Below are 13,118 nucleotides of genomic sequence, written 5' to 3'. Positions count from 1 at the left end.
GCACGTGGACCTCGGGATCCAGGGCAAGACCGCACTCGTCTTCGGTGGTGACTCCGGCATCGGCTGGAACACGGCGCGCATCCTCCTGGCGGAGGGTGCCACCGTGGTCGTCACCGACATCGAGCAGAGCCGGCTCGACACCAGCGCCGACCAGCTCGAAGCACCTGTCGGCAGGTTGCACGCGTTCGCGGCGGACGTCCGCAGCGCCGAGAGCCTCGCCGCCCTGCACGACAAGGTGCGGGACGCCGTCGGCGAGATCGACATCCTGGTGCAGTCGTCTGGCGTCACCGGCGCCCAGGGGATGTTCCACGAGATCGACGAGGCCGGCTGGCAGGAGACGCTCGACGTCGACCTGATGGGCCCGGTCCGCATCACCCGCGAGTTCATCGCGGACCTGCGGAGCGGTGGTTGGGGGCGGATCGTGTACCTGGTGTCCGAAGACGCCACGCAACCGTACGACGACGAGCTGCCGTACTGCGCAGCGAAGGCCGGGGTGCTCTCGTTCGCCAAGGGCCTGTCGCGGTCCTACGCGAAGGAGGGGCTGCTCGTGAACACGGTCTCCCCCGCCTTCATCCACACCCCGATGACCGACGCGATGATGGACAAGCGGTCGAAGCAGCTCGGCACCTCGTTCGACCAGGCCATCTCGAGCTTCCTGGACGAGCAGCGTCCGTACATGGAGCTCGAGCGGCGCGGTGAACCGGAAGAGGTCGCGAACGTCGTGGCGTTCCTCTGCTCCGAACTCGCCAGCTTCGTGAACGGGTCGAACTACCGGGTCGACTCCGGCTCGGTCGCCACCATCTGACGGAGGAACCATGACCGACCACCGCTACCTCGTCGTCGGCGGCGGGATGGTCGCCGACTCCGCTGCCCGCGGCATCCGCGAGCTCGACCCCGACGGTTCGATCGGGGTCATCAGCGCAGACGTTGATCGCCCCTACGCCCGCCCCGCGCTCTCCAAGAAGCTCTGGACGGACCCGGACTTCAGCTGGGACGAGAAGGTCGACCTGCACACCGAGGACACCGGCGCCACGTTCGTGCTCGGTACCCGCGTGACGTCGATCGACCGCGGCGCGAAGACCGTGACGACCGACGACGGCTCGACGGTCGGCTACGAGCGGCTCCTCCTGGCCACCGGCGGCCGCCCGCGGGACCTGCCGGGTCTCGTGCCGTCCGACCGGGTGCTCAGCTACCGGAGCGCCGCCGACTACCGCACGCTCCGACGGCACGCCGACGCGAACGCGCACGTGGTCGTCGTTGGCGGCAGCTACATCGGCACCGAGATCGCCGCCGGGCTCGTCCAGAACGGTGCGCGCGTGACGCTCGTCACCCCCGACGACGTCCTCGGTGGGCACATGTTCCCGGCTGGCCTGGCCGCGGCGTTCCAGCAGCGCTTCACCGACGCCGGCGTCGAGGTCCGGACGGGCCTCCGGGTGGAGTCCGGCCAGGAGACCACCGACGGCGTGACGCTCACCCTCGACGACGGCACGACCATCACGGCGGACGCTGCCGTGGCCGGGCTCGGCATCGAACCCCTGACCCAGCTCGCCGAGGACGCTGGCCTCGCTGTCGACGACGGCATCACGGTGTCGTCGACGCTCGTCACCGACGATCCCGCGGTGTTCGCCGCGGGTGACGTCGCGTCCTACCCGGACCGACTGCTCGGCACCCGCCGTGTCGAGCACGTCGACAACGCCCAGCAGCAGGGTCGGCAGGCGGGCCGCAACCTGGCCGGCGCCGGCGAGACGTACGACCACACGCCGATGTTCTACTCGAACGTCTTCGACCTCGGGTACGAGGCCGTCGGCGTGGTGTCCTCGTCGCTCCGCTCCGTCGAGGACTGGGCAGAACCGGACGTCACGGGTGTCGTCTACCACCTGGACGACGACGACCTGGTCGCCGGCGTCCTGCTCTGGAACGTCCCCGGCAAGACCGACGAGGCCCGCAAGGTCCTGGCCGAGGCGCACGCGCTGACGCCGGACATGCTGCCCGGGACCATCACCGCGGACTGATCGACGTCGGCCGCCCGATCCGTCGGTCGTGACCGACTGGAGGCCCGTGACCGGTCTGGCGGGACCGGTCACGGGCCTCCCGTCCGTCCACCTGTCCGCGGGGCGTGGTCAGAAGGGGCGTCGGTCACCGCCACGCTCCGGCGCGACGGCCCCGACGACCTCGTCGCGCTCGCGAGGGTCGACCGGGATGCCGTCGTGGTCCGCCATCGCGACGGCGTGGGCGGACTTCGCGGCCTCGAGCTGCTCGTCGTCCCCCTTCGCCATGCCGAACAGCTCCATGAACCGGGACTTCACGACCAGCCAGCGGTCCGTCGGACCGAGACGGTCGAGGTCCGTCGCGGTGGAGTGGTCGCGGACGCGTTGCAACGACGAGACGCCGCGGTCGGGCAGACGGCCGTCGACGTGTGCGACGGCGAGCTGCGCCACGGCGTCCGCCTGGGCGTGCATGACCGAGTGCGCGCCGCCCACGACCTCGCGGAGGACGCCGTAGGGCAGCGCGCGGGCGAGTCGCCGCACCCAGGATCGCGGCACGAGCGCGTCGTGTTCCCCGCGGACGACCAGCGTGTGCGCCTGCACGTCGGCGACGCGGTCCTCGATCGGGTACGCGATCGTCTTCGGCAGGACCTGGGCGAACCAGTGCCACCCGCAGAGCGCGTACGCGGTGATCGCGTGCCAACGGACCGCTGGCGGTTCGTGCACGGCGGAGCGGAGGAAGCGGAGCGCTGCCTTCGGGACCGACCGCGACGCCGGGTCGAGGACCGGGCTGATGAGCACCAGGTCGGAGATGTCGGGTCGGCGGGCCGCGACCTCGACGACGACCTGCGTCCCCATCGAGTGCCCGATGAGCACCGGGTCGTGCAACCGCAGGTCGTCGATGACCTTCTCGACGGCGTCGGCGTACCGCTCGATCGACACACCGCCACGGAAGCGCGGGACCCCCGCGAAGCCGGGGAGGTCGAGTGCGTGCACCGGGCCGTTCTCGTTGAGGTGCGGAGCCAGGCGCTCGTAGTAGGTGGAGGCGATGCCGAGCCCGGCGACCAGGACGAACGCGCGCTCGCCGGGCTCGCCGATCGAACTGACGCGGACGTGGGTGTGGTCGACGGCGATGCGGTCGACGCGGACCTCGACGTCGGCGTCCTCGGCACGGGCGAGTTCCCCGGCCGGGTCGGGCGCGCCGGGCGGGACGGGGTGACCCTGGTGGTGCTCGTCGTTCATGGGCGCTCCTCGCGGTGGCTGGCGGTCGCCCAGGCTACCGCGGGCGCCCGACCGCACGGGGTCGGCGCGACCGGAGCCGGCCGGGTCCTCAGCCGGCGAAGGGGAACGCCGGACGACCGTGCACGCGGGTCGGCACCGCGAACACGGAACCGGAGTGGGGAGACCGTTCGAGCTGGTCCTCCGTCAGGTTCTCCCGAGCGGTCCCGACGAGCAGCAGCGACATGTCCGAGCCGCCGAAGGCCACGGAGGTCACGTTGGGTGCCGGGATGTCCACCGTCTCCAGGTGCCGGCCGTCCGGGCCGTACCGCTCGACCTTGCTCGCACCGTAGATCGCGCCCCAGAAGCAGCCCTCGTCGTCACGGACGAGGCCGTCGTGGGCGGCACCGTCGATGAACGGCTCGAGGTCGCCGAGCACGCCGTCCGCCCCGTAAGCAGCTCGGTAGACCGTGTTCGTGTCGGTGTCCGTCACGTACATCTCGGACCCGTCGTCGTTCCACTCCATGCCGTTGGTGGTGCCGAACCCGCTCCGCAGGACCGACACCGAGCCGTCCGCCGAGAACGCGTAGAGCACCCCGGCCGGTGGGCCGTCGGTCGGGTCCATGCTCCCCACCAGGAAGCGACCGAACGGGTCGCACTTGCCCTCGTTGAAGCGCATCTCGTCGTTGGCGTGCACGACGCTCGCCAGCTCGCGTTCGACGCGACCCTGGGCGTCGGTCAGCACCACGGTGGCGTCCTGCGCGGCGATGAAGCCACCGCCGGCACGCGGCTGGAAGGACGGCAACGGTGGGTCGAGCTGCGTGGTGTCCAGCACCCGTCCGTCGGCGTCCGCGGTGAACAGGGTGCCGTTCGGGATGTCGACCCACCGGCCGACCCCCTGCGCGGGGTCCCACACGATGCTCTCGGCCAGGGTCGCCCGGACGTCGCTGAACACCCGGGCCGGACCGGAGGTGGCGCGCTCCGTCACCGTGTCACGCCCCCTGCTCGGTGTTCCGCCGGAGCACCAGGAAACGCGACCCGTAGGCGCCGATGCGCAACGGGAAGCTGCACAGGTCGTCGACGGTGCCGAGCTCGCTGTGGTCGGTGGCGTCGACGACCGTCGCACCGTGCGGCAACGACTCGGACCGGATCGTGCCGTCGAGCGGGGTGTCGGTCATGTTGAGCACGGTGATCTGCACCACCGGCTCGCCCGTCTCGTCGGTGGTCTCGAGTTCGTGCACCATGACGAGCATCCCCCGGTGGGCGACCTCGGGCACGTCGACCTGGCGGGCCGAGGCGATGCCGTACTCGGTCCGCACGCGCAGGAGCTCGCTCAGGCGGGACGCGAACGAGTCCGGCCGGTCGAGCTGTTCCGGCAGCGGGCCGTAGAGCGAACGCGCCCGGGGCATGCCGGAGGCCGAGCGCTCGGTGTCCGGGGCGACGCCGAGCAGGTCGTGCGCACCGCGCTCGATCCACCGGGTGTCGCCCTCGGCGATGAGGTCCGTGACGAGCTCCTTCGGCACCGTGAGCGACCCGAGCAGGTCCCAGCCGGACATCGCGAACACGCCGGGCTGCCAGGCGTTGAACGCGGCGAGGAGCAGATGGGCGTCACGGATCTGCGGCACGTGCTCCTCGGCGATGTCGTCGAGCGTGGTGTGCCCCTGGGTCGCGGCGATGAGCGACGCCGTCGTGCAGGCGATGCCGTTCGTCGTGAAGACCAGGTTGTAGTCCGCGGCCTCCCCGGTCAGCGCCTCGGTGAGGTCGGCGCGGATCCGCTCGGCGAGCGCACCACCCGTGGTGTCCTCGCCGTGGAACGTGTAGACGTCGTCCTGGTGCAGCGTCGCCCAGTGCACCAACTCGTACGTCAGCTCGTCGTGGTTCTGCATGCCGTGCACCAGGCTGACCGGCTCGACGCCGAGCTCGAGTGAGGTGCGCAGCGTCAGGCGGAGGAACTCGGTGTCGCCGGTGGCCAGGGCGTGGTGGTACGCGGGCCGGTTGATGAAGTCGTACGACAGGTCGGCGCCGACGGCCCCGGTGTCGCGGATGTCCTCGATCGTCAGGTTGAGCTCCTGGAACGTGAAGCCCCCGACCTTCCGGACCATGCCCGCGATGACGTGGTTCGCCGCGTGCGAGAGCGGGTGGCCCTCGGACCAACCCGGGGCGCCCTCCGCGCTCTTCTCGACGCCGAGGAACCCGTTCGCATCGAGGCGCAGTGCACTCGTGCCGAGGTCGCCGAGGGAGTGCAGGGCGTCACCGATCACCAGGCGCATGCCGGCGAAGGTCGGGTCGAGCCAGTTGACCGAGGGCTGCCCCTCCTTGAAGTAGTGCAGGTAGACCCAGCGCCGGGTGGTCCCGTCGACGCCGACGACCGGGGCCGTGACGCTCCAGTTCGTCTCCTTCACGCCGGGCTGGTGGAAGATCACGCGCTGCAGCTCGCCGATGATGTAGCCCCGTTCGGCGAGTGCCGACTCGGTGGCGGGGTCCAGGTTCACCGAGTCGCGGTGCTCGGGCACGGTCGGGAGGAGGTGCCACTCCTCCGGCGGGATCTCGACCATGTGGTAGATCCCGGGGTAGTCCTTGAAGGCCATCTCGGCCAGACGGAAGTCGGCGCCCTTGCCGGTGTGGCCGGGCACGATGTCGTCGATGATGCTGCCGCCGTGCTCCTCGGCGACGTCGGTCATCCTCTGGAAGGTCTCCTCGTCACCGAAGGTCGGGTCGATCTGGGTGCCGATCCGGTCGAAGTGACCGTCGACGCTCGGGGTCTCCTGCCAGCCGCGGATGCCGCCGGCACGCTTCACCGGGCCGGTGTGCACGCCGTTGATGCCGATGCGCTCGAACGCCGTCCAGAGCTGCGGGTCGGCGAGCGCGGTGAGGAAGGACTCGCCCTCGCGGGTGATGAGCGAGATCGGGTACGCGGTGAACCACACGTCCGAGGTCGACACCGCACGGCGGGCGTCGGGTCGGGCGTAGGGGTTCCGCCACATGGCCGGCGTGCCCGAGAGCGTGCGGCTGAGGACGTCCGCGTCCTTGAGCATCGACTGCCGGACGAGCCACTCGATGTACGCCGGGTTCTCACCGTTCGCGGCACGTGGGTCCGAGAACCGACGCTGCAGGCTGCCGCCGCGCAGGTTGACCCGGGGGCGCAGTCGACGCGGTCGTGCCGGGTAGAGCTGTTCGTCGTAGGTGATCTCCGGGGCGACCGGAGCCGCCTCGTCGTCGTCGGTCTCGGCGCCGCTCAGGTCGCCGCTGTCCTGCTCCGGGACCCCGCCGACGGGCAGTCGTCCACCGGTCAGCTGCTCGTCCGCGATCCGCTCGTCGGTGCGGGTTGCCTCGTCGTCCATGTCCACGCCCCACACGCTAGTCACGCGCGCCCGGGGACGGTGCCGGGTGCGGGCTCAGACGGCGTGTTCGGGCCGGGACGTGCCCGGATCAGCGTCCGCGTCGGCGGTCACCGGTGCCGCGTGCGCGCCCTGCCCGGTGCGCACGATCGGGACCGAGTCGCTGGTGGTCCGGAGCGACTCCTGCCGGAGCTCGAGCTGGGTCACGGCGAGTGCGGCGAGGTCGCGCAGGTTCGCCATGTCGGCCTCGTCCGCTGTTCGGGGTCGGGAGTCCAGCACGGCGAGCGTGCCCACGGTGACCCCGTCGTGCCGGACCAGGGGGACGCTGACGTAGAAGCGGATGCCGAGCGGTCCCGTGACGAGCGGGCTGTTCCGCATCTCGGGGTGCGTGGACCCGTCCGGGATCACGACCGGCACCGGGACGGGTGCGAAGCCGTTCCGGAAGGTGATGCTCCGGGCGGACTTGTCGACGCCGTCGGCGACGTACGACTGCGACCACTCGCGGTCCTCGTCGAGCACCTCGATGAGGGCGATCGGGGCGTCGAACAGTCGCGCGGCCATCTTCGTGGTCCGCTGCAGCGCTTCCTCCGGCAGGACGTCGAGGGTGGCGGGTCCTGACGCGGCGGTTCCCGACGCTTGCGGCACCGGACGCGAGGCTCCGCCACCGGTGGCCGGACCACTCACGGCCGACGAGACGGCTGGTCCGTCGGCGTGCCCGACGTCGGCCGACGTCGGGTCCGCGGGAGGGGCCTCCCCCGCGGTGTCCGTGATGACGACGTCCCGGAGGAGCGCGACGAGCTCGGCACCCACCGGTCGGTCGCGGGGGTCCTGCGCGGTCATCGCGGCGAGGGCGTTCTTCCAGTGGTCGGGCAGCGGCTCCGGCACCACGGGGTCGCGGGACAGGCGGGCGAGCGCGGACTCGACGAGCGAGCCGGGGAACTCCCGCCGCCGGGTGAAGCACTGCAGCAGCACCAGGCCGAGCGAGTAGACGTCGCTGGCCGGGCCGACGTCCGCGCCCCGGGCTTGTTCGGGGCTGAGGTAGGCGGCCGTGCCGGTCGTGACCCCGTCCGCCGTGAGTCGTTCGACGCCGGCGGCCAGGGCGATGCCGAAGTCGGTGAGCCGCGCGCGCGCCCGGTCGGACCCGTTGCCGTAGTCGACGAGCAGGATGTTCGAGGGCTTGATGTCGCGGTGCACGACGCCCTGCGCGTGGATGTAGTCGAGCGCCTCGGCCATGTCGTAGCCGATCTCGGCGATGTGCCGCGAGGCGAGGGGGCCGAGGGCCAGACGCTCCTCGAGGTCCTGACCGTGCACGAGCGCCATCACGATGAACCGCTGCAGTGCCCCGTGCCGGTCCTCGACGACCCCGGCGTCGAGCAGGCTGACGAGGTTGTGGTGGTCGAGGGTCGCCAGGACGCCCTGCTCGGCCTCCTGGCGGGCGATGTCGACGATGCCCGGGTGGAAGAGCTTCACGGCGACCGGCCGGTCCAGGGACTCGTCCCAGGCATGGTGCACGACGGACATGCCGCCCTGGCCGATGATCTTCTCGAGCCGGTAGCGGCCAGCCAGGAGACCGGGGCGCTCCTGGGCTTCGTCCGTCGGGGCCATGCGTCCTCGTCTTCGGTGGGGGCGTCTCGCGTGGCGTGACGACTCATCGGGCGTGTCGCCGACGCGACGATGCATCTTCGCACCGCCGGGACCCCGTGGGCCGCCACCATCCCGTGTGCGCGATCAGATCCGCGCGTCGCGAGCAATTCCGCGCGTCGCGATCAGATCCGCGCGTACCGGGCACGCACGAAGCTGTAGAGCCCGAACGCGGCGAACCCGAGTCCGACCACGACGAGCACCACGGACCCGCCCGGCATCGACCGGAGGGCGTCGAAGGCCCCGTCGAGACCGCTCGCTTGGTCCGGGTCGCTGCGGAACCCGGCGACGGCGATGAGCACGCCGACGATGACGACCGCGATGCCCTTCGCGATGTACCCGAGCGTCGCGAGCACGGCGACGGTCCGGCGGACGGACTCCGGCTGCGGGCGCAGGTTCTTCTTCCACGAGCCGCGGACGCCGATCACGACGAGTCCGACGCCGATGGCGATCGCGACGGCGGCGACCAGCAGCAGGAGGACGACACCGCCGGGCGTGGCCAGGGCGGTCGCGGCGGCGCTGCGGCTCGAGCCGGTCGAGCTCTTGCCGGCGCCGAGGGCGTAGCTGGCGGACGAGTACGCGATCGCCCCGTAGACGACGGCCTTGCCGGCGTTCTTCGCCCGGGCGAGCCAGGCGCGGGCGTCGTCGGTCCGTCCGCCGACGACGGCCTCGACGACCAGCCGGACCGTCAGTGCAGCGGTGCCGATCGCGACGATCCAGAGCAGGAGGACCCCGCCCGGCACGGAGGCGATCTGCGCGAGGGCACCGGACTGGTCCGTGTCGCCGGACTGCGCCCCCTGGGCACCGGTGCCGGCCGAGGCGTTGCCGATGCCCAGCAGGACGGCCAGGTACCCGATGAGCAGGTGCACGACCCCCGTCCCGACGAAGCCCGCGCGGGCGGTGGTCTCGAACCAGCGGCTGTCGGCGACACGGCGCGCCTGTCGTCCGGTCTCTCGGGCTGCGTCCTGGGCTGCGTCGGTCACCCCACGAGCTTGCCCGGTCGAGCGGTCCCTGTCCGGCCGCACAGCCGGGGTACGTGGCGTCCGCGGCACGTCGAGCCGTTCCGGGCACGATGGAGGCATGACCGAACGGACACGGGACACCCCCGACGCCACCGACAACGAGGAGCGCACCGACGGGTACGTCCCGCTCCGCTCCTACGGCGCGATCGGTGACGGCCGGACCGTGGCACTGATCGCCCGGGACGGCCGGATCGACTGGCTGCCGATCCCCGCGATGGACTCGCCACCGGTGTTCGCGAGCATCCTCGACGCCGAGCACGGTGGGCACGTCGCCCTCCGACCGGTCGACGACGACGCCTCGGTCTCCCGGAAGTACATACCGGGGACGAACGTCCTGCTCTCCACCTGGACGACGTCCTCAGGACAGGCCACCGTGACGGACGCGATGGTGACGGGGGTCGCCGGCCGCCTGCCGTGGGCCGAGATCGGCCGCTGCGTGCAGGGCGTCGAGGGGTCCGTCGAGATGGAGTGGGCTGTCGTCCCGGGCACGCTGCTGAACACCGCCGAGCCGGAACGTCTCGACACCGTGAACGGCACCGTCATCGGGATCGACGGCATCACCATCGCGGTCGTCGAGCAGGGCTTCGAACCGGTGCACGACGACGGGCCGCGGTTTTCGGGACGCTTCCACACGGCCGAGGGGTCGAAGCACATCCTGACGATCGTGGGCACGCATGACGAACCGATCTTCATGCCCGACCCGCAGCGCTCGATGGAGGGCATCGACCGCACGATCGAGAACTGGTCGACTTGGTCGACGGAGTTCTCCTACGACGGGCCGTGGTCCGAGGCCGTGCAGCGGAGCGCCCTCGCCTTGAAGCTGCTCATCTCCTCGCCGACCGGAGCGATCGCGGCGGCGCCGACCACGAGCCTCCCGGAGAACCGCGACGGCGGGAAGAACTGGGACTACCGGTTCGCCTGGGTCCGGGACCTCGCTTACACGGTCAACGCGCTCACGCGCTTCGGCCTGCGCGAGGAGACGCACGCGGCCGTCTCGTGGGTGATGCGGACCATCGCCGAACACGACGAGACGATGCCGATCTTCTACGGCCTGGACGGTTCGAAGAGCGACGCGGTCGAGGAGCGTGACGTCCCGGGGTGGACCGGCATCGGACCCGTGACCATCGGCAACCGCGCCGGTGACCAGCTGCAGCTCGGCGTCTGGGGCGACGTCTTCGCGATCATGCGCCAGTACGTCAACGCCGGCAACGTGCTCGACCGGAAGACCGCGTCGGTGCTGCAGGACCTGGCCGACGACGCCTGCCACCGCTGGGTGGAACGGGACTCGGGCATGTGGGAGCTGCAGGACGCGCAGCACTACGTCACGAGCAAGATCGGCTGCTGGCAGGCGCTCGACGCCGCGGTCGAGCTGCACGACGCCGGCATGATCGACGGCCCGCGGGACAAGTGGGTCGAGAACCGCGAGCTCATCGAGCAGTGGGTCGGCGAGCACGGATGGGACGAGGAGCTCGGCCACTACGTGATGTACCCGGGCTCGGACGCCCTGGACACCTCGATCCTGCTGCACGCGATGTCGACGTTCGACCGTGGGCCCCGGATGGAGTCGACGGTCCGGGCGATCGAGGAGCAGCTGCAGCGCGGCCCACTCGTCTACCGGTACTCCGGCATCGAGGACGAGGAGTCGCCGTTCGTCGCATGCTCGTTCTGGCTCGCGGCCGCGATGGCCTGCGTCGGCCGCCACGACGACGCACGGCACCTGATGGATGAAATGGTCGACCAGGCGAACGAGGTCGGGTTGTTCAGCGAGATGATCAGCGAGGACGGCGACTTCATGGGGAACATCCCGCAGGGGCTGTCGCACCTGGCGCTCATCCAGGCGGCGCTGACGATCGAGGAGGTCACCTCGGACGAGGCCCCCGCGGAGGACTGACCGTCACCCCAGGCTGATCGCGACGAGGCCGGCGACCCCGATCAGGTACAGCACCACGACGACGAACGAGTCGACCCCCATCCCGACGATCCGCCGCTGCGGCCGGAACACGAGCCCCACCGCGTAGACCAGGGTCAGCAGCGCCGCGAGCGCCGTCAGGTACACGTCGCTCGCGTTCGCCTGCGGCAGCACCGCCTTGCCGGACAGAACGGTGGCCACGAGGAACAGCACCGGCAGGAAGGCGTTGCCGCCGAAGATGTCGGACACCGCCAGGTTGTCGTCGCCCTGCTTGACGGCCTGGAGGCCCGTGGAGATCTCCGGCAGGCTCGTCGCGAGGGCCAGGACGGTCGCCCCGAACAGCACACCGGACAGTCCGATCTGATTCGATGCCGCGTCTCCGGCGCGTTCGAGCACGACACCGGCGACGAGGGTCGCGAGGGCGGACACCGCGAAGACGATCACCGCCTTCCGGGTGCTCATCGGCTTCGTGTCCTGCTTCCGGGTGCGGTGCCCGGCGGCGTGCGGGCTGGCGTCCGGGGCATGGCCGCTCTCGTGCCACGGCAGCCCCTTGCTCGCGCGCTGCACGAGGAAGAGCCCGATCACCCAGATCACGGCGATGAGCACGACGTCGGGGGTCAGGCGGGCGACGACCAGGTCCGGCGGGAGTTGGCTGCCCGCGATGACGACGGCGAGGACGGCGACGACGACGACCGCCTCGAGCACCAGGGTCAGCGAGGCCGCGCGGTAGGTGATCGGCTTCACGCCCTTCCCGCGCTTGCCGAACGCGTCGAGGACGGCGATGACGACGGTCTGCAGGGCGATGCCGCCGAGGATGTTGCCGGCCGCGACCTCGATCGACCCGGACAGCCCGGCGCTGACGGTGATGGCGATCTCGGGCAGGTTCGTCGCGACCGCGAGCACGATGAGCCCGCCGAGCGCGCTGCCGAGGTGCAGACGGGAGTCGAGCACGTCGGTCGTCTTGGACAGCTGGATGCCGGCGATCCAGATCACGGCGGCGCCGGCGACGAAGACGACGACGAGCAACCAGAGGGGCAGGGATTCCACGAGGGTGACGATGCACCCTCACGGCTGGGTCGTCCTCCGGTCCGCGCCGGCTGGACGGCTTCGTCGGGGGTCCAGGGCATCATGGCCCGACGATGAACGACGTCGACGCCCGGATGGACCGCCTGCGGAAGGCCGCGCGGTACCGCTACCAGCAGCTCGTGGACAGCGAGGTCGAGCGGGGTTCCCTCGACCCGGACGAGGTCCGTGCCGAGCGCGAGGAGCGACAGCTGCTGAAGGCCGCCGACGTCGCCGCGCATGCCCGTGCCCGGATCGCCGAGGCCGAGCGCCGCGGGGTGTTCGAGGGCAACCCGTACCACGGCAAGCCGCTGCCGGGCCTCGACGGCCAGCACGACCCGGACTGGTGGATCAAGTCGAAGATCGAGCGTGAGGACATCCGCGGGATCGCGCCGCCGGCCCTCGCCCTGCGGACCGAGGACGCTGAGCTCGACGACCACCTGGACGCACTCTCAGTGGAGTCGGACGTCCGGGACGTCCTCGTGGACTTCAACGCGCGGGTGAAGGAGGCGCGTCGGCAACTCCTCGGCGGGCCGCCGGTGGTCACACCGATGCGCGACGTCGACGCCGAGGTCGCGCGGTGGCGGGACCGACGGGAGGTCCGTGCCGCGGCCGCCGCGTCGGCTGCGGCCGCGCACGCGGTTGAGACCCGGCCGTCCCGGTGGTGGCGCCGACGCGGGTGAGGTGATCCGGGCCTCCCGGCCGTCGCGCCGGGTCCGGGCACGCGAGAACGCCGCCTCGCGGGTGCGGGGCGGCGTTCTCGTGGTGTGTCAGATCAGTTGTTACTTGATCTGGGCGGTGATGGTGGCGGTGCCGACGAGCAGGCCGCCCGTGACGGCGTCGGTCTTGAAGGTGTCGTTGAGCAGCTTCGCGGCGTCGGCGGAGACGTGCACGGTGGTGCCGGTCAGGATCGCGTTGTCCCCCTCGAGCTGCAGCGGCTTGA

Annotated in this window: 10 protein-coding genes; 4 read left to right on the top strand and 6 right to left on the bottom strand. The window is 71.3% G+C overall.

All coding sequences use genetic code 11. From position 1 onward, the window contains the following. Positions 1-4 precede the first annotated feature (4 nt). Together DEJ33_RS15670 and DEJ33_RS15665 are read left to right on the top strand one after the other, a co-directional pair. Entirely contained in the window at positions 5-805 is an 801-nt protein-coding gene (locus DEJ33_RS15670; protein ID WP_111079533.1) for an SDR family NAD(P)-dependent oxidoreductase, read from the top strand. A 10-nt stretch (positions 806-815) separates the two neighbouring features. Continuing rightward, positions 816-2,012, top strand: a complete 1,197-nt coding sequence (locus DEJ33_RS15665) for an NAD(P)/FAD-dependent oxidoreductase (RefSeq protein WP_111079531.1) — start codon at positions 816-818, stop codon at positions 2,010-2,012. A 108-nt stretch (positions 2,013-2,120) separates the two neighbouring features. On the opposite strand, the gene DEJ33_RS15660 is transcribed toward DEJ33_RS15665, so the two are convergent. From DEJ33_RS15660 to DEJ33_RS15640, 5 genes are all read right to left on the bottom strand, one after another. Next, positions 2,121-3,227, bottom strand: coding sequence for an alpha/beta fold hydrolase (locus DEJ33_RS15660; RefSeq protein ID WP_181432992.1), 1,107 nt, complete (start codon positions 3,225-3,227; stop codon positions 2,121-2,123). A gap of 88 nt (positions 3,228-3,315) precedes the next feature. Next, a complete protein-coding gene (locus DEJ33_RS15655) occupies positions 3,316-4,191 on the bottom strand; it encodes an SMP-30/gluconolactonase/LRE family protein (protein ID WP_111079529.1) in 876 nt (291 codons plus the stop codon). Between the two features lie 4 nt (positions 4,192-4,195). Continuing rightward, entirely contained in the window at positions 4,196-6,544 is a 2,349-nt protein-coding gene (gene treS / locus DEJ33_RS15650; RefSeq protein WP_111079527.1) for a maltose alpha-D-glucosyltransferase, read from the bottom strand. A gap of 54 nt (positions 6,545-6,598) precedes the next feature. Continuing rightward, positions 6,599-8,146, bottom strand: coding sequence for a GAF domain-containing serine/threonine-protein kinase (locus DEJ33_RS17350; protein WP_111238209.1), 1,548 nt, complete (start codon positions 8,144-8,146; stop codon positions 6,599-6,601). A 161-nt stretch (positions 8,147-8,307) separates the two neighbouring features. After that, on the bottom strand, positions 8,308-9,165 hold the full coding sequence (locus DEJ33_RS15640) for a DUF1206 domain-containing protein (RefSeq protein WP_181432993.1): 858 nt from the start codon (positions 9,163-9,165) through the stop codon (positions 8,308-8,310). A gap of 97 nt (positions 9,166-9,262) precedes the next feature. On the opposite strand from DEJ33_RS15640, the gene DEJ33_RS15635 reads away from it, so the two are divergent. Further along, positions 9,263-11,095, top strand: coding sequence for a glycoside hydrolase family 15 protein (locus DEJ33_RS15635; RefSeq protein ID WP_111079523.1), 1,833 nt, complete (start codon positions 9,263-9,265; stop codon positions 11,093-11,095). 3 nt (positions 11,096-11,098) lie between these two features. Here DEJ33_RS15635 and DEJ33_RS15630 read toward each other — a convergent pair whose 3' ends face one another. Further along, positions 11,099-12,160: a sodium:calcium antiporter gene (locus DEJ33_RS15630; protein ID WP_111079521.1), complete on the bottom strand. Its 1,062-nt coding sequence runs from the start codon at positions 12,158-12,160 to the stop codon at positions 11,099-11,101. A gap of 92 nt (positions 12,161-12,252) precedes the next feature. Between DEJ33_RS15630 and DEJ33_RS15625 the strand changes: the two genes are divergently transcribed. After that, positions 12,253-12,858 (top strand): DUF1992 domain-containing protein, encoded by a 606-nt coding sequence (locus DEJ33_RS15625; protein WP_111079519.1) that lies wholly within the window; start codon positions 12,253-12,255, stop codon positions 12,856-12,858. Positions 12,859-13,118 lie beyond the last annotated feature (260 nt).

The organism is Curtobacterium sp. MCPF17_047 (genome assembly GCF_003234045.1).
In the GTDB taxonomy this organism is placed as follows: domain Bacteria; phylum Actinomycetota; class Actinomycetes; order Actinomycetales; family Microbacteriaceae; genus Curtobacterium.
Note: the sequence above shows the minus strand (reverse complement) of the source record. Positions and strands in the feature narration are given on the sequence as shown.

What these genes read in the sequence shown, in the direction of transcription:
- DEJ33_RS15665 (WP_111079531.1), top strand. Translation starts at nt 816, where the DNA reads ATGACCGACCACCGCTACCTCGTCGTCGGCGGCGGGATGGTCGCCGAC.
- DEJ33_RS15660 (WP_181432992.1), bottom strand. Translation starts at nt 3,227, where the DNA reads ATGAACGACGAGCACCACCAGGGTCACCCCGTCCCGCCCGGCGCGCCC.
- DEJ33_RS17350 (WP_111238209.1), bottom strand. Translation starts at nt 8,146, where the DNA reads ATGGCCCCGACGGACGAAGCCCAGGAGCGCCCCGGTCTCCTGGCTGGC.
- treS (WP_111079527.1), bottom strand. Translation starts at nt 6,544, where the DNA reads ATGGACGACGAGGCAACCCGCACCGACGAGCGGATCGCGGACGAGCAG.
- DEJ33_RS15635 (WP_111079523.1), top strand. Translation starts at nt 9,263, where the DNA reads ATGACCGAACGGACACGGGACACCCCCGACGCCACCGACAACGAGGAG.
- DEJ33_RS15625 (WP_111079519.1), top strand. Translation starts at nt 12,253, where the DNA reads ATGAACGACGTCGACGCCCGGATGGACCGCCTGCGGAAGGCCGCGCGG.